At 57.5% G+C, this 23188-nt stretch carries 27 protein-coding genes; 10 read left to right on the top strand and 17 right to left on the bottom strand.

Annotated elements, in window-relative coordinates; all coding sequences use genetic code 11:
• The first annotated feature begins 10 nt into the window (after window positions 1-10).
• The 4 genes from LC094_RS08430 to LC094_RS08415 all read left to right on the top strand — a co-directional run bounded on the left by LC094_RS08430 (window position 11) and on the right by LC094_RS08415 (window position 2833).
• Entirely contained in the window at window positions 11-850 is an 840-nt protein-coding gene (locus LC094_RS08430) for a peptidylprolyl isomerase (RefSeq protein WP_226551780.1), read from the top strand.
• Window positions 851-891: 41 nt separating this feature from the next.
• Window positions 892-2139 (top strand): bifunctional glutamate N-acetyltransferase/amino-acid acetyltransferase ArgJ, encoded by a 1248-nt coding sequence (argJ, locus tag LC094_RS08425; protein ID WP_226551779.1) that lies wholly within the window; start codon window positions 892-894, stop codon window positions 2137-2139.
• Window positions 2136-2534, top strand: coding sequence for an 8-oxo-dGTP diphosphatase MutT (gene mutT, locus LC094_RS08420; protein WP_319003284.1), 399 nt, complete (start codon window positions 2136-2138; stop codon window positions 2532-2534). Before argJ ends, mutT begins: the two co-directional genes overlap by 4 nt.
• A gap of 158 nt (window positions 2535-2692) precedes the next feature.
• The gene (locus LC094_RS08415) at window positions 2693-2833 is read left to right on the top strand and encodes a hypothetical protein (RefSeq protein WP_219783359.1); all 141 of its coding nucleotides are present in this window, start codon (window positions 2693-2695) and stop codon (window positions 2831-2833) included.
• Window positions 2834-2912: 79 nt separating this feature from the next.
• Here LC094_RS08415 and infB read toward each other — a convergent pair whose 3' ends face one another.
• From infB to pip, 5 genes are all read right to left on the bottom strand, one after another.
• Window positions 2913-5432 (bottom strand): translation initiation factor IF-2, encoded by a 2520-nt coding sequence (infB, locus tag LC094_RS08410; RefSeq protein WP_226551777.1) that lies wholly within the window; start codon window positions 5430-5432, stop codon window positions 2913-2915.
• Window positions 5429-6061, bottom strand: a complete 633-nt coding sequence (locus tag LC094_RS08405; protein ID WP_226551775.1) for an RNA-binding protein — start codon at window positions 6059-6061, stop codon at window positions 5429-5431. Before LC094_RS08405 ends, infB begins: the two co-directional genes overlap by 4 nt.
• A 26-nt stretch (window positions 6062-6087) precedes the next feature.
• Window positions 6088-7707: a transcription termination factor NusA gene (nusA, locus tag LC094_RS08400; RefSeq protein ID WP_226551773.1), complete on the bottom strand. Its 1620-nt coding sequence runs from the start codon at window positions 7705-7707 to the stop codon at window positions 6088-6090.
• A 14-nt stretch (window positions 7708-7721) separates the two neighbouring features.
• Window positions 7722-8309, bottom strand: coding sequence for a ribosome maturation factor RimP (gene rimP, locus LC094_RS08395; protein WP_167601202.1), 588 nt, complete (start codon window positions 8307-8309; stop codon window positions 7722-7724).
• Between the two features lie 175 nt (window positions 8310-8484).
• Window positions 8485-9474 (bottom strand): prolyl aminopeptidase, encoded by a 990-nt coding sequence (pip, locus tag LC094_RS08390; protein ID WP_226551771.1) that lies wholly within the window; start codon window positions 9472-9474, stop codon window positions 8485-8487.
• Window positions 9475-9542: 68 nt separating this feature from the next.
• Here pip and ubiG point away from each other — a divergent pair, with 68 nt between their 5' ends.
• On the top strand, window positions 9543-10280 hold the full coding sequence (gene ubiG, locus LC094_RS08385) for a bifunctional 2-polyprenyl-6-hydroxyphenol methylase/3-demethylubiquinol 3-O-methyltransferase UbiG (protein ID WP_226551769.1): 738 nt from the start codon (window positions 9543-9545) through the stop codon (window positions 10278-10280).
• A 127-nt stretch (window positions 10281-10407) separates the two neighbouring features.
• Here the strand turns inward: ubiG and LC094_RS08380 are convergent, their stop codons facing one another.
• From LC094_RS08380 to LC094_RS08365, 4 genes are read right to left on the bottom strand one after another with little or no spacing between them, the layout of a single operon-like run.
• Complete coding sequence (locus LC094_RS08380) at window positions 10408-10857, bottom strand: MarR family winged helix-turn-helix transcriptional regulator (protein WP_226551767.1); 450 nt, start codon at window positions 10855-10857, stop codon at window positions 10408-10410.
• Window positions 10850-11689 (bottom strand): carbon-nitrogen hydrolase family protein, encoded by an 840-nt coding sequence (locus tag LC094_RS08375; protein WP_226551752.1) that lies wholly within the window; start codon window positions 11687-11689, stop codon window positions 10850-10852. Before LC094_RS08375 ends, LC094_RS08380 begins: the two co-directional genes overlap by 8 nt.
• A gap of 3 nt (window positions 11690-11692) precedes the next feature.
• Window positions 11693-11950 (bottom strand): glutaredoxin 3, encoded by a 258-nt coding sequence (gene grxC / locus LC094_RS08370; protein ID WP_226551750.1) that lies wholly within the window; start codon window positions 11948-11950, stop codon window positions 11693-11695.
• A 35-nt stretch (window positions 11951-11985) separates the two neighbouring features.
• Window positions 11986-12699, bottom strand: coding sequence for a ComF family protein (locus tag LC094_RS08365; RefSeq protein ID WP_226551748.1), 714 nt, complete (start codon window positions 12697-12699; stop codon window positions 11986-11988).
• Window positions 12700-12756: 57 nt separating this feature from the next.
• Between LC094_RS08365 and LC094_RS08360 the strand changes: the two genes are divergently transcribed.
• Window positions 12757-13581, top strand: a complete 825-nt coding sequence (locus LC094_RS08360) for a methyltransferase domain-containing protein (protein WP_226551746.1) — start codon at window positions 12757-12759, stop codon at window positions 13579-13581.
• Window positions 13582-13629: 48 nt separating this feature from the next.
• Window positions 13630-14715, top strand: a complete 1086-nt coding sequence (hemH, locus tag LC094_RS08355) for a ferrochelatase (protein WP_226551744.1) — start codon at window positions 13630-13632, stop codon at window positions 14713-14715.
• A gap of 90 nt (window positions 14716-14805) precedes the next feature.
• On the opposite strand, the gene LC094_RS08350 is transcribed toward hemH, so the two are convergent.
• Together LC094_RS08350 and LC094_RS08345 are read right to left on the bottom strand one after the other, a co-directional pair.
• On the bottom strand, window positions 14806-14991 hold the full coding sequence (locus tag LC094_RS08350) for a hypothetical protein (RefSeq protein WP_167601194.1): 186 nt from the start codon (window positions 14989-14991) through the stop codon (window positions 14806-14808).
• Window positions 14992-15113: 122 nt separating this feature from the next.
• The gene (locus tag LC094_RS08345) at window positions 15114-15707 is read right to left on the bottom strand and encodes a L,D-transpeptidase (RefSeq protein ID WP_226551742.1); all 594 of its coding nucleotides are present in this window, start codon (window positions 15705-15707) and stop codon (window positions 15114-15116) included.
• Between the two features lie 162 nt (window positions 15708-15869).
• Between LC094_RS08345 and LC094_RS08340 the strand changes: the two genes are divergently transcribed.
• Window positions 15870-16406 carry a CAP domain-containing protein gene (locus LC094_RS08340; RefSeq protein WP_226551740.1) on the top strand — a complete coding sequence of 179 codons (537 nt, stop codon included), beginning with the start codon at window positions 15870-15872 and terminating at the stop codon, window positions 16404-16406.
• An 18-nt stretch (window positions 16407-16424) separates the two neighbouring features.
• Here LC094_RS08340 and LC094_RS08335 read toward each other — a convergent pair whose 3' ends face one another.
• The 5 genes from LC094_RS08335 to hslO all read right to left on the bottom strand — a co-directional run bounded on the left by LC094_RS08335 (window position 16425) and on the right by hslO (window position 20942).
• A complete protein-coding gene (locus LC094_RS08335; RefSeq protein WP_226551738.1) occupies window positions 16425-16925 on the bottom strand; it encodes a L,D-transpeptidase family protein in 501 nt (166 codons plus the stop codon).
• 68 nt (window positions 16926-16993) lie between these two features.
• Window positions 16994-18211 (bottom strand): class I SAM-dependent RNA methyltransferase, encoded by a 1218-nt coding sequence (locus LC094_RS08330; protein WP_226551736.1) that lies wholly within the window; start codon window positions 18209-18211, stop codon window positions 16994-16996.
• Window positions 18198-19310, bottom strand: a complete 1113-nt coding sequence (locus tag LC094_RS08325; protein WP_226551734.1) for a CCA tRNA nucleotidyltransferase — start codon at window positions 19308-19310, stop codon at window positions 18198-18200. Before LC094_RS08325 ends, LC094_RS08330 begins: the two co-directional genes overlap by 14 nt.
• Window positions 19311-19354: 44 nt before the next feature.
• Window positions 19355-19957, bottom strand: coding sequence for a CoA pyrophosphatase (locus LC094_RS08320; protein ID WP_226551733.1), 603 nt, complete (start codon window positions 19955-19957; stop codon window positions 19355-19357).
• Window positions 19941-20942: an Hsp33 family molecular chaperone HslO gene (gene hslO / locus LC094_RS08315; protein WP_226551731.1), complete on the bottom strand. Its 1002-nt coding sequence runs from the start codon at window positions 20940-20942 to the stop codon at window positions 19941-19943. The genes LC094_RS08320 and hslO overlap by 17 nt, the downstream gene beginning before the upstream one ends.
• 77 nt (window positions 20943-21019) lie before the next feature.
• Here hslO and LC094_RS08310 point away from each other — a divergent pair, with 77 nt between their 5' ends.
• On the top strand, window positions 21020-21451 hold the full coding sequence (locus LC094_RS08310; RefSeq protein WP_226551715.1) for an NUDIX hydrolase: 432 nt from the start codon (window positions 21020-21022) through the stop codon (window positions 21449-21451).
• Here the strand turns inward: LC094_RS08310 and LC094_RS08305 are convergent.
• Window positions 21436-22716: a PP2C family protein-serine/threonine phosphatase gene (locus LC094_RS08305; protein WP_226551713.1), complete on the bottom strand. Its 1281-nt coding sequence runs from the start codon at window positions 22714-22716 to the stop codon at window positions 21436-21438. The two genes, LC094_RS08310 and LC094_RS08305, sit on opposite strands and share 16 nt — an antisense overlap.
• A gap of 149 nt (window positions 22717-22865) precedes the next feature.
• Here LC094_RS08305 and LC094_RS08300 point away from each other — a divergent pair, with 149 nt between their 5' ends.
• Window positions 22866-23186, top strand: coding sequence for an Hpt domain-containing protein (locus LC094_RS08300; protein ID WP_226551711.1), 321 nt, complete (start codon window positions 22866-22868; stop codon window positions 23184-23186).
• Window positions 23187-23188 lie beyond the last annotated feature (2 nt).

The following is a 23188-nucleotide window of genomic DNA, read 5'->3' as shown; positions in this document are numbered from 1 at the left end:
GATTTTCTCCATGAAATACCGTTTTTCCGCCACGGCTGCGCTGCTTTCTCTCGCACTTGCCACCTCTGCACCGGTCTTTGCCCAGGATATGACCTCCTCGACCGTCGTTGCGACCGTAAACGGCACGGACATCACCCTCGGCCACATCATCGCCGCGCGCCAATCCCTGCCGCCGCAGTACCAAAGCCTGCCCGATGCACAGCTTTTTGAAGGCATCGTGAACCAGATCGTGCAGCAAGAGCTGTTGAAACAAGCCGCAGGCGATGTCTCCGAAGGTCTGAAACTTCAGCTTGAGAACGAAGAGCGTGTGCTCGTTGCGGGTCATCAGCTGGAAACCATCGCCGCAAATGCGGTGACCGAGGAAAGCCTCAAGGCCGCTTACGACGCGAAGTTCGCGGAATTCGAGCCGGGTCGTGAATACCACGCCGCGCATATCCTCGTGGAAACCGAAGAAGAGGCGCTTGAGCTTGTCAAAGCGCTCGATGAAGGTGCCGATTTTGCCGATCTCGCGCGCGAAAAATCCACTGGCCCGTCCGGTCCGAATGGCGGTGATCTTGGCTGGTTCGGTCTCGGCATGATGGTTGCGCCCTTTGAAGAAGCCGTCGTCGGCATGGAAGAAGGCAGCGTGTCTCAGCCGGTTCAGACCCAGTTCGGCTGGCATGTGATCAAGCTGATGGAAACCCGTCTGGCCTCCGTCCCGCCGCTCGAAGAAGTGCAGGACGAGCTTGCCGCAGACATCGAAGAAGCCGCGATCACGGAAGCTCTTGAAGCGCTGAAAACCGATGGTAACGTCGAGCTTATGGAAGGCATCGACCCCGCCGCTCTGCGGATGGACGATCTGCTGCAATAACTTCGCGCTCCAATAGCCGCGCTTTTGTAAGGACGCCGACGATGGCCAAAATCACCCATGTTTCCCCGCTTGCTCCGAAAGGCGGATTTCCCGAGTTGCCCGTGATCGACGGTGTGCGTTTCGCCGCCCTCGAGGCCGGTGTGCGCTATTCGGGCCGCACGGACGTCATGCTTGCCGAACTGTGCGAGGGCTCTGCCATCGCCGGCGTCTTTACCCGCTCCACCACCCGCTCCGCGGCCGTCATTGATTGTCAGGAAAAGGTCACGCTCGATCTTCCGGGCAAGGCCGCGATCCTCGTCAACTCCGGCAACTCGAACGCTTTTACAGGTCAAAGCGGCTTTGACTCGGTCGCCAAGATCACCGAAGCGGTCGCCAATGAGATGGGCATTGACCAGAAGCGCGTCTTCACCGCCTCCACGGGCGTGATCGGCGAGCCTCTGAAATGGGAGCGGATCACCGCGAAGATCGCTGATCTGAACGCCGCTCTGACCCCCGACAGCATGGACATGGCCGCGCGTGCGATCATGACCACCGACACCTTCCCCAAAGGCGCCACGCAGAGCGCCGATCTCGACGGCACGACCATCAAGATCGCAGGGTTCGCGAAGGGCTCCGGCATGATCGCGCCCGATATGGCGACCATGCTGTGCTATATCTTCACCGATGCGGCAATCTCTCGCGATGTGCTGCAACAATGTCTCTGGCTTGATAATGCCAAGACGTTCAACTGTGTGACCGTCGATGGCGATACCTCGACCTCCGACACAGTGATCGTCGGTGCGACCGGCAAGGCCGACATGGCGCCAATCACAGATTTCGCCGATCCGCGTGTCCACGCCTTCCGCGAGGCGCTTCACGCCGTGATGCAAGACCTCGCGATCCAGATCGCACGCGATGGCGAAGGGGCCACGAAACTCATCGAAGTTCAGGTCACCGGCGCCAATGCCAACGGCCCGGCGCACCGTGTCGCCATGGCGATTGCCAATTCGCCACTGGTGAAAACCGCCGTTGCTGGCGAGGACCCGAACTGGGGTCGTATTGTGATGGCCGTCGGCAAAGCCGGTGAGCGCGCCGATCGTGATCGTCTTACCATCTGGTTTGGCGATATTCTTGTGGCCGAAAACGGCTGGGTGTCGCCCAGCTACACCGAAGAAGCCGGTGCCACTTACATGAAGAACGATGAGATCGTCATTCGTGTCGATCTGGGCCTCGACGATGGCGCTGCGACCGTCTGGTCCTGTGACCTGACCCACGGCTACATCACGATCAACGCGGATTATCGCTCGTGAAATTGCTGCTCGTATCTGCCGTTGCCTTGATCGACGTCGAGGGTCGTGTGCTTTTGGCACAACGGCCCGAGGGCAAATCCATGGCCGGTCTCTGGGAGTTTCCCGGCGGCAAGGTTGAACCGGGCGAGACGCCGGAAGCCGCCTTGGTGCGCGAATTGCATGAGGAACTGGGGATTGAAACCTGGAACTCCTGTCTCGCGCCGCTGACCTTTGCCTCGCACAGCTACGACGATTTCCACCTCATGATGCCGCTCTTTGCCTGTCGCAAATGGAACGGCGTGCCGACGCCTCGCGAAGGGCAGGTTTTGAAATGGGTCAAGGCGCGCGATTTTCGCGATTATCCCATGCCGCCTGCCGATATTCCGTTGATTCCCATCCTCAGGGACCTTCTTTGAGTTTCTGCACAGCAGAAACGTAACATTTTGTTGTGCAGACCTCCTGTTTGCACAACATTTGTGCTTAAAAACGGATTTTGTCTTAAATTTATAAATGATTTTTAACGCTTTTTGAGATAGTTTACCGCTAACGCCATTTAGCTTTGGGGGCCAAAACAATGATGCGTTCGATTACTCTTGGGAAATACATCTCCGTTCAGGGCCACTATGTTGGTGAAACTCAGAACGGGAACATTCAGGTGCGCGTTGGCGACAAGACCTTTGTCGGCAAGCCGGTGTCTTACACCAAAGCCGCCTGATACGAAAATCAGCAGTTTGTTACACACGAAAAAGGCGGGCCAATAGCCCGCCTTTTTTGCTGTCTGATGTCCGAGAGGATCAGTCGAGATTACGCTCGACTTCCTCACGTTCGAAGATCTCGATCACATCGCCCGGGCGAATGTCATCGTAATTTTCAAAGGCCATACCGCATTCCTGACCGGACAGCACCTCTTTGACTTCGTCTTTGAAGCGCTTGAGCGTTTTCAGCGTGCCTTCGTGGATCACAACGTCGTCGCGCAGCAGACGCACACCGGCGGATCGGCGCGCCACGCCTTCGGTGACGAGACAGCCGGCAACCTTGCCCACACCCGACACTTTGAAGACTTCGCGAATTTCGGCGTAACCGATAAAGTTCTCACGAATTTCCGCAGACAACAGACCGGAAGCCGCCGCTTTCACGTCATCCACGAGGTCGTAGATCACGGAATAATAGCGGATTTCGACGCCTTTCTGGTTCGCGGAGTTCCGCGCCGGAGCGTTTGCACGGACGTTGAAGCCGATCACAGGCGCACCCGAGGCTTCGGCCAGGCCGATGTCGGATTCCGTGATCGCGCCCACACCGTAGTGCAGCACGCGCACGCGCACCTCGTCGTTGCCGATCTTTTCCATCGCCTGAACGATGGCTTCGGCAGAGCCCTGCACGTCCGCTTTCACGAGGATCGGCAGTTCGGCGACGTTCTCGTCGGCTTTGGCTTTCGCCAAAAGCTGATCCAGCGTGGTCGCAGCACCGGCAGCGGCGCGTTTGTCCTTCGCCGCCTGTTCGCGGTACTCAGCAATCTCACGTGCCTGCGCTTCGGTGTCGACGACGTTCAACACGTCACCGGCCTCGGGCGTGCCGTTGAGACCCAGAACCTCGACCGGAACCGACGGACCCGCTTCGTCAACGCGGTCGCCTTTGTCGTTCACGAGCGCGCGGACCTTACCCCACTGCTCACCCACGACGAAGATGTCACCGCGTTTCAGCGTACCTTTTTGAACCAGAACGGTCGCGACCGGACCACGGCCCACATCGAGCTGTGCTTCGATCACGGCACCTTCGGCGGCGCGATCCGGGTTGGCTTTCAGCTCAAGGATCTCGGCCTGAAGCGCGATGGCTTCGAGCAGCTCATCAAGGCCCTTGCCGGTTTTCGCAGAGACTTCAACGTCTTGCACGTCACCGGACATGTCCTCAACGATCACCTCATGTTGCAGCAGCTCGGTGCGTACCTTCATCGGGTCCGCATCCGGTTTGTCGCATTTGTTGATCGCCACGATCATCGGCACACCCGCCGCTTTCGCGTGGCTGATCGCCTCGATGGTTTGCGGCATCACGGAGTCATCCGCAGCCACCACAAGCACGACGATGTCCGTCACCTGCGCCCCACGGGCCCGCATGGAGGTAAACGCCGCGTGGCCGGGGGTATCGAGGAAGGACAGAACCGCACCGGATTCCGTTGTCACCTGATAAGCACCGATGTGCTGCGTGATCCCGCCAGCCTCGCCGGAGGTCACATTGGCGTTGCGGATCGCGTCGAGCAGCGAGGTTTTACCATGGTCCACGTGGCCCATGATGGTGATCACCGGCGGACGCGGTTGCAGCGTTTCGGGCGCATCCTCGACCTGCGAGATCACATCCTCGACGTCGGCATCGGACACACGCTGAATGCGGTGGCCGAATTCCTCGACGATCAGCTCGGCGGTGTCGGCGTCGATGGATTGGTTTTGCGTGACCATCATGCCCATTTTCATGAGCGATTTCACCACGTCAGCCACACGTTCGGCCATACGGTTCGCCAGTTCGGAGACCACGATGGTTTCCGGCACCTGCACGTCACGCACAATCTTTTCGCGCGAGTCGTTGCCGCCCATGGCCTTTTGGCGCATGCGTTCCTGTTTGCGCTTCATCGCGGCCATCGAGCGTTGACGCCCGCCTTCACCGCCGGTCAGCGCCTGGTTCACGGTCAGCTTGCCGGAGCGACGGTTGTCGCCACCTTTGCCGCGGTTGTTGCGGTTGTCGTCTTCGCGCTCACGGGCACGAGGTGCCGCCGCCGGAGCACGGCCTCCGCGCTCTTGCTGTTTTTGCAGCGCCGCTTGGGCAGCTGCCGGATCATCCGTCTTCGGCGCCGGAGCGGCGGCCGGTTTCTTACGAGCTTCGGCTTCGCGCTTTTTCGCCTCTTCGGCTTCTTTCTTGGCGCGGGCCTCTTCCTCTTCTTTCGCTTTCAGAGCCGCTTCGCGTTCTGCCTCTTCGCGGGCCTTTTCTTCGACCTCACGACGACGGCGCTCGCGCTCTTCTTCGCGGGCTTTCTCTTCTTCGGCACGCTTTTGCGCCTCATCGGCCTCCGCAGCTTTCGCAGCGGCAAGGGCCTTCATCCGGCGCTCCATTTCCGCGTCGGAAATACCAGCCGGACGTTTCGACGGATCGCCAAGCGCAGGATTTCCGGAGCCCGACGACTTCGAAGCACCCGGCTTCGGCACCACAACACGTTTGCGTTTGGTTTCGACCACGACATTCTTCGTGCGCCCGTGGGAGAAGCTTTGCTTCACCGAACCGGAACCACCACGAAGGCCGAGGGTTTTTTTGCCGTCTGTATCGCTCATTTCGTCGTCTTACCCTTCCCGGCGGAGCCCTCTCCACCGATTGTCTCGCGCACGCCCATAAGGCGGTTGGCTTCCTCTACAACACGTTTGCTGAGTCCGCCACCTGAGAGCGCGCCATGTATCACACTTTCGCGGCCAAAAGCCAAACCCAATTCGGAACTCGTCAGATGACCGAACCAACGGCCCCCCTCGGGTGTCCAAAGTTTGCCTTTTCCGCGTTCCGAGCCATCGGAGGCCTGAAGAAGCACTTTCGCGTGCCCATCCGCCAACCAGCTCTTCACTTTCTCAAATCCACACACTGCTCCGCCCGCCTTGCGCGCAAGCGAAATCAAATGCACCACCCGATCGGCCAATCCGGCTTCGATCAGGTTCACAAAATCATCGGGCACCGTCACCTGCGTGCGAGCGGCTTTGGCGAACAGCTTTTTCTTCACTGCTTCGTCCAAAACCGCGCGATCCGCGCTGACCCAGATGCCGCGACCCGGTAGTTTTTCCGCCAGATCAGGGACCACGAGACCGTCGGGCGAGACGACAAAACGGATGAGGCCGCGCTTGGGCTCAGCCTCCCGCGACACGATACAGCGCCGCTCCGCCTCGTCTTTCGATTTCACCATACCGCCTCGGGTCATCAATCACCTTTGGGCAAGGCCTGAACTCAGGCCTCGCTTCCTTCTTCCGCCGCATCGTCTTCAACGGCTTCTTCTTCGGTTTCAAGGTCGGACGGGTCGACCCAGCCAAGCTGGATACGCGCCGTCATCACCATGTTCTGAGCCTCTTCGAGGGAAACGTCGAACTTCTCAAGGACACCATCGTCCTTGATGCGCTCGCCATTCACCGTGGTCCAGCCACCGGCCAGTTCCCAGTCCGCGCAGGTCGCGAAATCTTCGAGAGATTTCACGCCGTCCTCGGCCAGTGCCTCAATCATCTGGGGTGTCAGACCCTCAAAGTCAACAAGGCTGTCCTCGACACCCAACTCGCGGGCATGTTCCATGGCCTTGCGATTGGCTTCTTCGAGCACGTCGCGGGCACGGGCTTGCAACTCATTGGCGGTGTCTTCGTCCACACCGTCGATGACCAGAAGCTCGTCGACCTCAACGTAAGCCACCTCTTCGAGGTTGGTGAAGCCTTCGGAGACCAGCAGCTGGGCGAAGAATTCGTCCAGATCGAGCGCATCCATGAAGAGCTGCGTGCGGGCCGCGAATTCTTTCTGGCGACGCTCGGATTCTTCGGCTTCGGTCAGAATGTCGATGTCGAGACCGGTGAGCTGGGACGCCAGACGCACGTTTTGACCGCGACGACCGATGGCGAGCGACAGTTGCTCGTCCGGCACCACGACCTCGATTTTGCCTGCATCTTCGTCGAGCACCACTTTGGTGACTTCGGCGGGTTGCAGCGCATTCACAAGGAAGGTCGGCTGATCGTCATTCCACGGAATGATGTCGATTTTCTCGCCCTGAAGCTCGTTCACCACGGCCTGCACACGCGAGCCGCGCATACCGACACAGGCGCCGACCGGATCGATGGAGCCATCGTAGGAAATCACGGCGATCTTCGCGCGCGAGCCGGGATCACGGGCCACGGCTTTGATCTCGATGATGCCGTCGTAGATTTCCGGCACTTCCATTTTGAACAGTTCGGACATGAATTCCGGTGCGGTGCGGGACAGGAAGACCTGCGGCCCACGCGCTTCGCGGCGCACATCTTTGATGAAGCAACGGATGCGGTCGTTCGGGCGGTAGGCCTCGCGGCCGATCTTTTCGTTGCGGCGCAGGATGCCTTCGCCACGGCCGATGTCGACGATCACGTTGCCGTATTCTTCGCGCTTCACGGTGCCGTTGATGATCGTGCCGACGCGGTCTTTGAACTCGTCGAACTGGCGATCACGCTCGGCTTCGCGCACTTTTTGCAGGATAACCTGCTTCGCGGATTGCGCGGCGATCCGGCCAAGCTCCACCGGAGGAACCTCATCCTTGATCTCATCACCGATCTGCGGGTCAGCCATATATTGCTTGGCCTGTTCCACGGTCAGCTCGGCTTGGTAATTCTCAAGCTCTTCGTCCTCGACCACGGTGCGCACACGGGTAAAGGTGGCGCGCCCCGTCTTGCGGTCGATGGAGACGCGGATGTCCATCTCGGCGCCGTAACGCGACTTCGCGGCACGGGCGAGGGATTCTTCCATCGCTTCGACCACGAGATTCGGGTCGATCATTTTCTCGCGGGCCACGGCCTCGGCGGTTTGCAACAGCTCAAGCTGGTTTGCAGAGGTGATTGCCATTACTCAGTCCTCTCTCAATCCTCTGAAGACCCGTCGTCGGTCTGGATTTCGTCAAATTGGTTCTCGTCAATTGCCCCATCGGATTTCCGTTGGCGCAGCATTTCGCGGATCAGCTCATCGGTCAGCACAAGTTTGGCGTCCGACAGCCAGTCAAAATTCAGCCCGATGGTCACGTCCTCGCCACCTTCCTCGATGGTGATCAGAACATCGTCGCCCTCGACGCCGGCCAATTGGCCTTTGAAACGGCGGCGACCGTCGATCATCTCGGTGGTCTCGATCTTGACCTCATGGCCCTCAAAAGTGTCGAAGTCCTTCAATCGCGTCAGAGGACGGTCGATGCCGGGGCTCGACACTTCGAGTGTATATTCATCTTCGATCGGGTCTTCGACGTCGAGAATAGCAGAAACGGCGGTGGAAATCTCCGCACATTCGTCCACTTCGATGCCGCCCGTCGGGCGTTCGGCCATGATCTGAAGCGTCTTCGATTTGGTCGAAGACATCAGACGCACGCGCACAAGTTCGAACCCCATGCCTTCGATGACGGGGCCCACGATTTCCGCCATCCGGCGGTCGATCGCGGTTTTTGCAATCAGATCCGACATTGAGAGGCCTCTTTCGATACGGTTCACTTCGGGACTTGGCCCCTGGATGAGGGCACAAAAAAACGGGCGCGCGGCCCGTCGATCTTTCTCGGTGGAGCTTCGGGAACTCCCGACAGCGCCGCTGTTGGAGAGGCATATACGCGCGACAACGCAAAACTGCAAGCCCTATAGCATCTCACCCCATGAGATCACCAAGAAGATCGCCGATCCGATCCATCGCCATGACCAAGGCCTGCGTGATCCCCGGCTCAGACAAAGCATGCCCAGCGCGACCCACCATGATCAGCCGAGAGATCGGCCAGATGCGGTTCAACTCATAGGCCGTCGCAGGCGGACAGATCATATCGAAGCGGCCCTGCACGATGGTGCCCGGCACATTGGCCATGCGGTCGATCTCTTCCATCAACTGGCCATCGCGCTCGAAAAACGCGCCGTTGATAAAATAGTGATTCTCGATCCGGGCAAAGGTGCGGGCATAGTCCGGTCCCGGCTCGCCCACGACACCGTCCGTAGCAATCGACGCCAAAGCGTTTTCCCAGCGTGACCAGATGCGCCCGTAGACGACCTCTTCTTTGTGATTACCGCTGAACAACCGCCGATGATAGGCCGCGATCAAATCTCCGCGCTCCTCTTCCGGGATGGCATCGCGAAATTCGGCCCAGAGATCCGGCCAAAACTGCCCCGCGCCGCCCGCATAGAACCAGTCCAGCTCACTTTGCCGCGCCGTGAATACGCCGCGCAAGACAAGATGAAGCACACGTTCTGGATGGGCCTGCGTATAGGCCAGCCCCAAGGTCGCCCCCCAGCTTCCGCCAAAGACAACCCAGCGATCTATGCCGAGTTCGAGCCTGATTTTCTCGATATCCGCGATAAGATGCTGGGTCGTGTTGGCCTCGACCGAAGCAAAGGGCCGGGATTTACCGCAGCCCCGCTGATCGAACAGGATGATGCGATATTTGGACGGGTCGAAATAGCGTCGCATATAGGGGCTGCACCCGCCGCCCGGACCGCCATGCAGCACCACAACCGGAATCCCCGCTGGATTGCCGCTTTGTTCGACATATAACTGATGCCCGTCCCCGACCTCCAACATGCGGTGGTCATAGACCGCGATTTGGGGGTAGAGATACGAATATGCGCTCTTTTGGCCTGAGACCTTGTCCATGGAAATCCTATATAGAGCCGACGAACACATCGTCCCGGCGGACGGATTTGAACATGAAGGAGGCGATCATGCAAACCACCATTGACCCCCAAGAGGTCGCGAAATTCGAAGCCATGGCTGCCGAATGGTGGGATCCGACCGGGAAATTCAAGCCGTTGCACATGATGAACCCGGTGCGGTTGGATTACATCGTGACACAGATTGCCGCGGAATTCGGGCGTGATCTGGCCTCTGAGAAACCCTTCGAAGGCCTGCGTCTGTTGGACATCGGCTGTGGCGGCGGGCTTTTGTCCGAACCGATGGCACGCCTTGGCGCTACCGTGGTGGGTGCGGATGCCGCAGAACGCAACATTCCGGTGGCGCAAGTCCATGCCGAACAATCCGGTCTTGAGATCGACTATCGCAACACCACCGCCGAAGCGCTGGCCGAGGCGGGCGAGCAGTTCGACGTCGTGCTGAACATGGAAGTGGTCGAACATGTCGCCGATCCGCTCGCCTATCTGACCGCCTGTCAGCAGCTTTTGAAACCCGGCGGGCTGATGATCTGTTCGACGCTCAACCGCAATCCGAAGAGCTATGCCATGGCGATTTTCGGCGCCGAGGTGGTGATGCGCTGGCTGCCGCGCGGGACGCATGAGTGGAAGAAATTCATCACGCCGGATGAATTGTTCGACCTGATCTCGAAAGCAGGCCTCAATCCGGTAGATCGCAAGGGCTTCGTCTTCAACCCGATCCTGTGGACATGGTCGACCTCTGCGCGCGATCTTTCCGTGAATTACGTCACCGCGTCGATCAAGCCGGAATAGACCCTAATCCAGCTTAAAGCGTTTCTGCTTAAATCTGAATTCAGGATTGAGCAGAAACGCAGTACAACGCCTAAGCGGAGCGCGCGTTTCGACTTTACGTGATAGATCAAGTTAAAGTCGAAACGCTTTAATTCTTGTCCTCCAACCGGATGCGCATTTCACGCAGAACCGGCAGGGCGGATTTGACGCGCTCCACACCAATCGCCTCGACAATCTCAGAGAGGATCGGGGCGATCGCCGCCAAGGCCGCATCTCGCGCCGAACGGCCCGAGGGCGAAATTGACACGAATTTGCGCCGCGCATCGTCCCAGTCGGGGCGAATGTGCACATGACCAGCCCATTCCAATTTGTTCAGCGTGTTGGTCATCGCGCCGCGTGTGACATGAAAAGAACGCGCCAGCTGCGCCGGGGAGCGTTCGTCATTCGCGCGCGCCAGATGATTGAGCACAGAAAAATGGCTGATCTCCATGCCTTTGGGCAAGGCCTTGGTCAGCCGGTTTCGCGCCAGCTGATCGGCCATGAAAATCTCTGAAAACAGCGCCACGGAAAGAGCATCGTGGTTCGGGGTCTCAGGCATGAGAGACCTCGAAATCACGGTCATGCGACAGGGCCGGGATGCGTTTACGGGCCTCGGCAACCTCGTCCAGATCAATCTCGACAAGACCCCAACCCGGCTCAACTCCGCCATCATAGATGACTTCACCCCAAGGCGACACGGCCAGAGAATGCCCATAGGTCCGACGTTTCACATCGCGCTTTTCCTTATGATGCCCGGTCTGCGCTGGCGCCAAGACGAAACAGCCAGTTTCAATCGCCCGCGCGCGCAACAGGCTATGCCAATGCGCCTCGCCAGTGACGGCGGTGAAGGCAGCGGGCTGGGTGATGATCTCAGCACCTGCCTTGGCGAGCGTCCGATGAAGATGCGGAAAACGCAGATCGTAGCAGATCGTCATGCCGATCTTGCCCATAGGCGTCGCGGCGACAACGGCCTTTTCGCCCGGACGATAGCCATCGGATTCGCGATAGCGCTCCGTCTCGCTGACATCCACATCGAACATGTGAATCTTGTCGTAGCGAGCTTTGATCTGTCCCGCCGGGTCGATTAGAAAAGAGCGGTTCGCAAAACGCCCGTCCGGATCATCGGTCTTGAGCCCCAGCGAGCCGATCAAGACCCAAATCCCGCGCAAACGCGCCAGATCACGCAACGCTTTCAGCGTCGGATCCTCGGCCTCATGATAGAGAACCTCCATCTGATGGGCGCGCGACGAGGACACACAATTCGTGACCTCCGGCGTCATCACGATCGCGGCCCCCGCCTCCGCTGCTGCACTCACATCGTCCAAGGTGACGGGCAGGTTCGCGAGGGGATCGTCGCTAGAATTCAGGGTGACAAGACCGACTTTGATCATGCCTCAGCCCGCCAACAAAGGATCGAGTTTCCCCGCGCGCTCCAAAGCATGCAGATCGTCACAGCCGCCGACATGAGTGTCGCCGATGAAAATCTGCGGCACAGTGTGGCCCCCATTCGCCTTTTGCATCATCTCCTGACGCTTTGACGGATCGCGCATGACGTCGATGTCGGTGTAGGTGACGCCTTTCGAATCGAGCAGGCGCTTGGCCGCGATGCAATAGGGGCAGATGGGGGTCGTGTAGAGCGTGACAGGTTGCATGGGAAAATCCTTATGTTCGCAGCGACTATAAGGATTTAGGTGTCCCTGTCCACGCGTGCCAGAACCGCGACGTCCACACCTTTTGCGCCTGCGGCAAGACAGACCTCCGCGCATTGGGTCAAGGTTGCCCCTGTCGTCATCACGTCATCAATGAGCAAAACGCGTTTGCCTTTGATGCTGTTTGCCCGTTTTGCGGTGATCCGAATGGCGCCCGCCACTGTGTCGCGCCTCTGTTCAGCGGTCATGCCATCCAGAGTGCGCGTCGCGCTGGAGCGTTTCAAAAGGTCCGGGATATAGGGTCGATCATGCAGTTTCGCGACACGCGCGGCGAGCAAAGCCGCCTGATTGTAGCGCCGTTTCAGGATACGAACCCAATGCAAGGGCACCGGCGCCACAACTGTGTCGGGCGTGATCAGAGGCTCCGCCGCATTGGCAAGCCATTGACCCGCGGAATAGGCCAGATCCGTGCGATCTCCGTGTTTGAATCGCAAAACGATGGAGCGCCCGTTGCCCGCATAAAGCATCGCGGCCCGACCGCGATCCCAAGCTCTAGGGTGCGCGCGGCAATCGTCACAAAGATCGCCCTCCTGCGCATCGCCGATCAACGGACGACCGCAGGCCTCGCAGGGGTGATCGACGATAAACGGCGTGTTCGACCAGCATGTAGGGCACAAACCTCGCGTCACCTCGATCATTTCGTCGCAGGTGAGGCATTGTGCCGGGTAGATCAGCCTTGCCAGCCTTTGCATTTCCCGCTCACCTTTCTACATTGCGCTTTGAACGCAAAGACATTGTCAGGACATCCCATGTCGCAGCCTGCCCCTTTGGTCGATCGGGACCAGTTGGCCCGAAATCGCCGCCGCGCCTTGCGGAAGGCCGGGGATTTCTTTTTGCACGACGAGGCCCGTTTCGAGATCGAAGATCGGCTCGACATGGTTAACAAATCGTTTACGTCCCCCGCCATCGTCACCGGTTTTCCCGAAATTTGGGCCAAGTGGTTCCCCCACGCGACAATCGTGCCCGATGATGATGTGCTGGCCCTCAAAGAGCGTGCGCATGATCTGGTGATCCACGCCATGAGCCTGCATTGGGCCAATGATCCGGTCGGGCAACTCATCCAATGCAACCGCGCCCTGAAGCCCGATGGGTTGATGCTCGCCGCTTTCCTTGGGGATCAGACCCTGAACGAATTGCGCGCCTGTCTTGGGCAGGCGGAAAGCATGATCACGGGCGGGCTGTCGCCGCGCGTTTTGCCGATGGGGGAGCTGCGCGATCTGGGCGCCCTGCTACAACGCGCCTCTTTTGCCCTGCCGGTCGCGGACAAAAGCGTGCGCAAAGTGAGCTACCCGTCGCTTGCCCGCATAGCCGCCGATCTGCGTGCCATGGGGGAAGGCAACGCGCTCACAGCCCGCAAAAAATCCAATGCTGGCAAGGCGATGTTCGATCACGCCGAACAGCTTTACAAAGATCACTTTGCCGAAGACGACCGACTGGTCGCCACCTTCGATCTGGTGTTTCTGACCGGATGGGCGCCCGATGCCAGCCAGCCGAAACCTCTCATGCCCGGCTCAGCAAAGATGAGTCTGGCAGCCGCGCTCCAAACCGAAGAATTCAAACTGCCTGACAGTTGACTTGCCCCGATCTGACACCATCCTAAGCCTAAAGAAAAAGGAAACCCCATGGGACAAATGAAGCCCACCCGGCTGAACATGACTGCTCCGGATGCCACCTGTCCGTTTCACGCTCCGAAAGATCACCCGAAAGTTCCGACCGAGAAAATCGGCGTTCTGATCGCGAATCTCGGGACGCCGGACAACACCGACTACTGGTCCATGCGGCGCTATCTGAACGAATTTTTGTCCGACAAACGCGTGATCGACTATCCGAAATGGAAATGGCAACCGATCCTGCAAGGCATCGTTTTGACCTTTCGCCCGTCGAAATCCGGCGCCGCCTATCGGTCGATCTGGAACACAGAGGCGGATGAAAGCCCGCTGATGACGATCACCAAACAACAGGTGGCCGCGATCAAAACAGGTCTGAAAGCCGAGTTCGGGGATCGTGTCATGGTTGATTTCTGTATGCGTTACGGCAATCCCTCGACAAAATCGAAGGTCGAGAAACTGGTCTCAGAGGGCTGTTCGAAAATCCTGTTCTTCCCGCTCTATCCGCAATACGCGGGGGCCACGACGGCGACCGCGAACGATCAGTTTTTCCGCGCGCTCATGGAGGAAAACTGGCAGCCGGCGAGTCGCACGGTGGCGCCCTATTTTGACGATCCGACCTATATCCATGCGCTCGCCCAGTCCGTTAAACGTGCCTATGCGAGTGCGGAAAAGAAACCGGACATCCTGATTTGCTCCTATCACGGGCTGCCCGAACGCTACCTCAAAGAGGGCGGCGATCCCTATCATTGCCAATGTCAAAAAACGACACGTCTCTTGAAAGAGCGACTTGGCTGGGATGACACGCAGATCATGACGACATTTCAGTCGAAATTCGGTCCCGAAGAGTGGCTTCAGCCCTACACGGTCGAAGAGGTCGCGCGTCAGGCAGAGAAGGGCAACAAGAGCATCGCGGTCTGTGCGCCCGCCTTTTCCGCCGATTGCATCGAGACGCTCGAGGAGATCAACGAAGAGATCAAGGAAAGCTTTGAGCACGCGGGTGGCGAGGAGTTTCTCTACATTCCCTGCCTGAACGATGATCCGCTTCACATCGAAGCGCTCTTGGGCCAAATCCGTAAAAACCTGGCGGGATGGGTTTAATCCCCCCGCCTCCCCAACGAACGACAAGACAAATGAAAAGGGCGGCCCGTTTGAGCCGCCCTTTTAAATTTTTAACTGCAGTGCAGACGATTAGTCAGCAGCAACAGCAGCAGCAACCAGTGCCAGGATCAGAAGCGGCACAACGTAGCCACCAGCGGAAGAAGAAGAAGTTTCTTCAACAACAACCGGAGCTTCGATAACCGGCTCAGAGTAGCCACCAGCGAAAGAAGCGGTGCCAGCCAGAGCGAAAACGGCAGCAGCAGCGAGTTTTTTCATAGTCAATCCTCCTTAAACCCCACGAAAGAGGGCAGGTTTGTTACACAACAGAAGCTATAGAACTCAAACTGTAGGAAAATCAATCATTCCGCATGGAGTTGACTATTTTCTTGGGCTTGTCGTCAAATTAGCAACACTTGCGTACCAACATTAGCAAGATCAAACAACTCTGCAATATGTTCATTGTAGAGACCGATGCAGCCATTCGAAGAACGACGGCCGATCTTGCGCGTGTCATGCGTGCCGTGGATGCGGTAATACTGCCAGGACAGGTAGAGCGCGTGGGTGCCAAGCGGGTTATTCGGACCCGGACCGACAAAATCCGGCCACTCCGGGTTGCGCACCTTCATCGCGGGCGTCGGAGACCAGCTTGGCCCTTCGACTTTGCGGATGATGGACGTGCGGCCACGGCGCGTCAGATCCTCTGTCAGAGGCACGGATGTCGGGTACAACTTATAAATGCTCTGATCCGCACTCCAATAATGCAGCGCGCGCGAGGTCGTATCGACGAGAATCGCACCATTTGTCAGGGAGCTGAAATAAGGACGCCAATCGAGCGAGCGAAAGCTCGAGATATTCCGACGCACCATGGTCGAAATATCACCTTCGATCTCGGTGGTCCCCTGCGTTTGCGCCAGAACCGGCTGCGCCATGAGCGCGGTTGATCCGGCCACAAAGGCACGGCGGGAAACCTTGGAAACGGATGTCTTACTCATAGGACGAGACCATTCATGATATGGGGATTACGCTGTCTTATATGGCGCGTTTGTCTCAGTCGCAAATCAAACTATCGATCACAGCAAAAACCCGCGAACATGATTTGATCCTTCCGAGCAAAGCGTTTAATCCATCCAGAGAACAGTCATGGAGTATCTGGCATGTCCCGGATTATCGCTATCCTCATTGTGGCCCTTATCGGATTGACGGCATGTGACACGCCGACAGAGCGGCTTGGTCCGGATGGAAAGCCTTTGCCCCGCGTATATCGCATCAGTGCGAGAGATGAGGGCACGATCCAATATCGGATGCTCGATTCAATCAACGCGCTGCGCTCTGCGGCGGGCGCGTCGCCCGTGACGTTGAACGCGAATCTCAATGCAGCCGCCGCCACCCATTCGCGCGACATGCATGTGCAAAACCGTCCTTGGCATTTCGGCTCTGACGGCTCCTCGCCGCTCGATCGCGTCATGCGCTCTGGCTACCGAGGCATGATGTTGGGCGAGAATATTTCGGAGACCTATGAGACCGAGCTTGAAACCCTGTCGGCCTGGATGGAACAAAGCGACACGCGTGACATCATTCTCGATCCAAAAGCCACCGACATCGGCTTTTCGTGGTATCAGGAAGACAGTGGGAAATTGTGGTGGACGCTCTTGATCGGCGCCCAAACCACAACCATCGCTTCGAACCAATAACGGTTTTAAATCAATATCTTACGGGAAAATATCCACTTGGGTGCCGTCCTGCACCATGGTGTAGATTCTCTCGATCTGACGATCCCGGACCGCAATACAGCCTGCGGTCCAATCCTTGCCCTTGCCGCGATTTTCGCCCGCACGTCCGTGGATGAAAATGTCACCGCCCGGACGCCGCCCGAAAGATTCGGCATAGGCCCTGTCCTGATCGTTCGGATAAGAAATCCCCAGTGACAAATGGTAGGATGAATTCGGATTGCGGCGGTCGATAACATAGCTGCCTTCCGGCGTTTTACCGTCACCTTCGAACCGCTTCGGACCGATGGGGTTTCCGCCCAGCCCGATCTTGAACGATTTCACCACGTCTTCATGATTCAAAAGATAGAGCTTGCGACGCTCTTTATAAATCACGATGCGCGTGATTTCCGGCCCTCGATAGGGTTTCAGCGTGCGTGCGAAAGCCCCCGAGGAAAAGGTTAATGCGGCCGCAGCCGTTGCGATAAATAGTCGACGATCCATGATCTCTGCCCGATTTGTTTTTTACAGAAATACACCCGATCAGCGAGTCACGACAATGATTTCTCGCATCACTCGCGCTTAAAACAGGCCGCAATTTCCACATGTGGCGACCAGCGAAACTGATCCACAGGCACAATCCAGTCGATTTCAAAGCCCGAATCGATCAAAACCTTTGCATCCCGCGCAAATGTGATCGGGTTGCAGGACACGAATCCGACCGTTTTGAGACGGCTTTTCGCGATCTCATCACATTGCGCCAGGGCGCCGGGCCGAGGCGGATCGATGATAGCGGCGTCATAGGCGTTCAGTTCATCGTCGCGGACCGGTTGTCGAAACAAGTCACGGGTCTCCACCGTCACCGCCTTTAGCCCCTGCGCCTGACGCCAACCTTTGCTCAAAGCCTCCAACATATCGGAGACACCCTCGACAGCATGCACCTCCGCACGCTCCGCGATCGGCAGAGAAAACGTCCCGCATCCCGAAAACAGATCAATTACGCGATCCGCGCCTTCGACCGCTTTGCGCATCAAGGTCACGAGAGCCGCCTCACCTTCCGCTGTCGCCTGAAGGAACGCGCCCGCAGGCGGCACCACACGCGCCTTGCCAAAGGACAGGTAGGGCAGAGCCTCCCCGGCGAGATCTTCGCCATTCCAGGACAACCGGGATAGAGACAAATCCCGCACAAAACCGCCCAATTCGACACGCATGTCCAAATCAAGCGGCTTGCCGTTCTCGACCGAAATGTCGAGCCCACTGTCCGACGAAATCACGGTGATATCCATCTCCCCGCGCCGCGAGCCGCCAAGTTCGACCAACCTGTTCAGGGCTCCATAGGCTTGCATGATCTCAGGCACCATCAGGATACAATCCGGCACTTCGATCAAACTGTCCGATGCACGGGCATGCAACCCCACCATCGTGCCTTTTTTCGTGCGTCGCCCGTGGAAAACCGCACGCCGCCGACTGCGTCCCGGAGAGGTCAAAATAGAGCCTAACTCGGCGGAAATGCCCTGATTTTCAAGGGCTGACTTCACGAAATCCGACTTCCATTGCGCCACGAAATCCTCAGAGGCATGCTGCAACGAACAGCCGCCACAAGACTTTGCATGACGACATGCCGGGCGCACGCGCTCCTCCGATGGAGTCACAATCCGAGCGCCGGGGACCCTGCCCTGCTCTTCGAGGCCTTCGACCACCTCACCGGGCAAAGTATTGGGGACGAAAATCCCGTCGGCAGTGATGCCGTCGCCCTTATGCCCCAAACGCACGATTTCAAACTGATCCATCACGCCCCGCCTTTTTCATGAGGTCCTCATACGTGAGACGAAATCCGCTTTCGATCCACGCCCGTTCCAAATCCCGTAACATAGCGCCCAGCGCAGGCCCCGAAAAATCGGCCATGATATCCTGCGCTGAGACAGGAAATTTTGCCTTGGCGGCCTTTTCAATATCTGCGGACAGAGATGCATCCAGGGGCTGTTCAAAAAATGCGGCCCGCAAAGCTGCCACATCCCAGGCCATCTTTTTGCCCTCGCGATACGCAACCTCGCGGATCGTCTCGACCCCTTCTGCATATGTCCTGAGCGCATCATATTGCCGGCTTTGTTGCTTGGAGAGGCGCAACATCTTCGCCACATCAAATCGGCCCAGCGCGGCCAGACGGACAATTGGATCAACGCCTTGCTCGAAGGAAGTCAAAAGGAAAAAGGCCTTTGTGGAAGCCCCCGGTAGCAGCGCATTGAGCACACCCGCATGATCCATCGCGGCCACCGCACGGTCTGGCTCAGAGGCAGACAAAAGCTTGATCAGCTCGGCGCCCACCCTTTCTTTTGATAGGTTTGAAAGGCCTTCGATATTCTGTGCACAGGCAGCAAGCCCCTCCGGGTCCAGCCCCGCGTCATCGTCGCCATACCAAGCATGAAACCGGAAAAACCGCAGAATTCTGAGGTAATCTTCGCGAATGCGCTGGTTCGCATCGTCGATAAAGCGCACCCGCCGCGCCAACAGATCCGGCAGCCCGACAAGAGGATCGACAATCGTGCCATCCGCCCGCGCATAGAGCGCATTCATGGTGAAGTCGCGACGATGCGCATCATCCTCAAGCCTGTCGGAGAACACCACAACCGCGCGACGGCCATCGGTTTCGACATCTTTGCGAAACGTCGTGATTTCAAAGGGTTCTCCATCGACAACCACAGTCACGGTGCCATGTTCAATCCCGGTGGGAATGGCATTGAACCCACAGGATTTTGCCAGTTCCATCACACGCTCCGGCCGCACGGAGGTCGACACATCAAGATCACTCACAGGCACGTTCATCAGGCTGTTGCGCACACAGCCACCGACGAAAAATGCCTCTTCCCCCGCATCTGAGAACATCGACATGAGGCGCGTTGCTGCGGGTGACGTGATCCAAGAGGCCGCCACTCTCATCGACTTGCCCGATCCGCCAGCACCCGCAAAATGCGCGCAGTTGCGCCCCAGATGTAGTAGGGTCCGTAAGGCACCGTATAAAACGAACGCAGCTGTCCACGCCAACGACGCGACTGAATTGAAAAATTATCCGGATTCAGCACATGCGAGAGCGGCACATCGAAAACCTCGGAGACCTCACCCGCTTCGGGAACTGGCACGAAATCGTCTCTAATCCAGCCCAAAACAGGGAACATTTCAAACTGTGTCACGGTTTGATGCGTGGGCAATTCGCCGAGAATATCCACATTTGAGGGAGGCAGGCCGATTTCCTCATAGGCCTCGCGCAGCGCGGCTGCGACATGATCGTGATCTTCGGGATCGACTCGACCACCCGGAAATGCAATTTGCCCCGGGTGGTGTTTGAGCGCCGAAGAGCGTTTTGTCAGGATGAGACGCAAGCCGTCTGCGGTTTCCTTGATCGGGACCAGCACCCCGGCAGCGCGCAGAGGGCTCGCAACTGTCGGACGCAGCGCCTTGTTCAGGTCAAAATCCGACGAAGTCTCACCGGATTTTCGCAAGAGCGCCGCGAGGCCGTTCCGATCAATCTCCGTCACCATCCTGTTTATCCTCCGCCTCGAACCCCAGCGTTTTGGGATCAAGCACATAATGCGCCCCACAAAACTGACAGTCCGCCGTCACAAGACCCTCTTCCGTCGTCATATGCGCAATGTCTTTGGCAGAATAGATCGAGAGGCTTTCGCGCACACGCTCTTCGGAACATTGACAGCCGAATGCGACCGGCTGCGGATCGAAAACGCGCGGTTTGTCTTCATGGAACAGGCGTACGAGAAGTTCCGTCGGCTGAACACGCGGGCCGACCAATTCCATCTCTTCGACGGTATCGAGCAAGATATTGGCACGGTTCCAATCCTCGAAATCCTCCTCGTCCAAGATGTCGGAGGCACGCAATAGGCCGCTGTCATCCCCCTCTTCGGATTGCGCGACAAAGGGCGAGGCTTTCGGCATTTTTTGCAGCATGACGCCACCGGCACGCCAGCCCTCTTCGGACCCCGGCGTTTGGGATTTGCCGAAACTCGTGACGAACCGGCTCGGCAGCTGTTCGGACTGGGCAAAATAGGTCTCCGCACAGGCCGACAGAGAGCCGCCAGAGATCGGAGTGATGCCTTGATAGGGCACATTGCCCTGGCCCTGATCGATCAAAATGGCGAAATAACCCTTGCCGATTTGCGAAAAAGGATCGACGCGCGGCACAAGGCGCGACGCATCATAGGATGCATATGCACGGACCCGGCCCGGCTCACCTTCAGACGCCGGCGCATAGTAGTCGGTAGCAATCAAGCGTGCGGGACCATCCCCACGGACCTGAAGCGACAACTTCCAACGCAGCTTGATGGTTTGGCCGATCATCGCCGTCAGCAAAGCCATTTCGGCAACCAAGGCCTCGATCTCATTCGGATAGTCGTGTTGCGACAGAATTTTATCCAACACGCCATCGAGGCGCACCACCCGGCCGCGTATATCGGAGGCGTCCAACTGAAACGGGAGAACTGTGTCATCCCAAGCGATTTTTGATCCGAGCATTTTTGCGTTCCCTGACATTCGGCGCTGGCATATCCTGTTCATATAGGCGGAACAACCATTGAAGAAAGGTCAGGCACATGCGCAGATATGGAGAACCCAAGATTTCAGGGAAGCCATATCGTGCCCGCCCCGGTGCTTATGCCATTCTTCCGCGAAACGATCAGGTGCTTCTGACCTATCAAGCCGGCATTCACCATGAATTTCAACTCCCCGGTGGCGGCATCGATCCCGGTGAAAGCCCAGTCCACGCCCTGCACCGTGAAGTCTTTGAGGAAACAGGCTGGCGCATTGCGCAACCGCGCTTGCTTGGGGCATTTCGTCGATTTGTCTTTATGCCCGAATACGATCTATGGGCGGAGAAAATCTGTCATATCTACCGGGCGTTTCCGGTGCGAAAGCTGGCCGAGCCGTTAGAGGCGGATCATTCCGTTCATTGGGCAAGTTTAGATCAAGCCATGATCAGCCTTGGAAACCCCGGAGACAGAGCCTTTCTTCAGACCTTATTATGACCGGGATACTCCAAAAGGATCGCCGAGATATCGTCCGGGAAATCCCTGTCATTGTTGAAATTGTTCAGGTCCCAAAGGAAGGTATCAAAGAATGCATTGCCAGTTTCTTTGGAGATCTGGTGACACATCTCGATCAGACCCTCTTCGCCCAACATGCCATCTCCGCCGTCCGGGCATTCCGTCACACCATCCGAAAACACCAGAATGCGTTCGCCTGGCGCCAGCCTGATGTGGACATCCTCGAATTCCGCAAACGGCAGCAAACCAACGGGAAGCCCGCCCGTCCCAAAAAACGTGGCGACACCATCAGATGCTTGACGAATGGGATTTGGATGGCCGCATTGAGTCATCACAAAGTCACCCGTCATGCGATTAAAATGACCCAAAATCATGGTGAAATAGAGATCCGTCTCCATTTCTTCTAACATCAATCGGTTCAAATTGGCCGCCACCTCGGACGGGTTCCGCGGCACATGGACGCCGTCCGCACCGACTTGGATCGCCAAATTTTGCTCTGCGGTTGACCCCGACAGATAGGCAGCGAGCCGCGCCGTCATAAGCGCCGAGGCAATGCCGTGGCCCGATACATCAATGGAAAAAATTCCAAATTGCTGATCGTTGATCGGAAAAAAGCCAACCAAATCCCCCCCGACATGCCCGCTCGGTCGCAACAAAAGTGACACTTGAGCCGAGGAAAAATCACGAAACCGTTCACGCACAAGGGATTGCTGGAGCTTTCTTGCCTCGACCAGATCACGATCAAGAGAATCATAAAGCGCCGAAATTTCCGTCAGGGTCGAACTCACGAGCCGGTTCTTTTCCGTCAGCTCCCGCTCCATGCGCAAAATACGTTCGCCAGCACGAATACGTGCCAGCAACTCATCTCCCGCGACTGGTTTCGTCAAAAAATCATCCGCGCCGATATCAAGTCCCTGCGCAACCTCGGTCTTATCGGATTTAGACGTCAAAAGAATAAAATAGCCGTAGTGCTCACGCTCAAGCTGCCGAAATTCCTGACAGAATTCCAAACCACTCATGCCAGGCATCATCCAATCCGACACAACCAGATCAATGGCTTCGGATCGACAAACGTCCAGCGCCTCTTCGCCGGATGCCGCCTCAAACACCATGTAGCCCCATCGCCCAAGATAGGACGAAAGAATACGCCTCTGCGCCCGCGAATCATCAACGACCAGCACATTATTCACCACGCCGCGTTCAGGAACGGCCTGAAGATATGCGTGTTTTTCTTGAGCGATGGCCAAAATCGACGTCCTCATAATCGTTTCGATGTCTGAGCATGACCTGATCGGTTTAATGCCGCCTTAAATGTAAAATTTTCAGGAAATCAGATCACATCCTTACCGATCGGTAATCTTCTTGGGGTTCTATTTACCGTGAAATGGAGAGCCATATGATTGACTGGAATCGAGTCGAAGAATTGCGTGACGAAGTGGGTGCAGAAGACTTCCAAGAAGTGGTCGAGCTGTTCCTCGAAGAGGTCGACGAGGCAATCGCACGCATGCAAGCCCAGCCGGATGAAACCCGGCTGGAGCAGGATTTGCATTTTCTAAAGGGCAGCTCCCTGAACCTCGGATTTGCTGCGTTTTCGACCCTTTGTTACGAGGGGGAAGCTGCGGCAAGACAGGGGCAAACGGATGGGATCGACCTGCCAAAAATCTTCAACAGCTACGCGGAGTCACGCGCGGAATTTCTAAGCAGGTCCGCTGCGTAATT

Origin of the sequence: Celeribacter naphthalenivorans, assembly GCF_020524585.1 — a bacterium.
In the GTDB taxonomy this organism is placed as follows: domain Bacteria; phylum Pseudomonadota; class Alphaproteobacteria; order Rhodobacterales; family Rhodobacteraceae; genus Celeribacter; species Celeribacter naphthalenivorans.
Note: the sequence above shows the minus strand (reverse complement) of the source record. Positions and strands in the feature narration are given on the sequence as shown.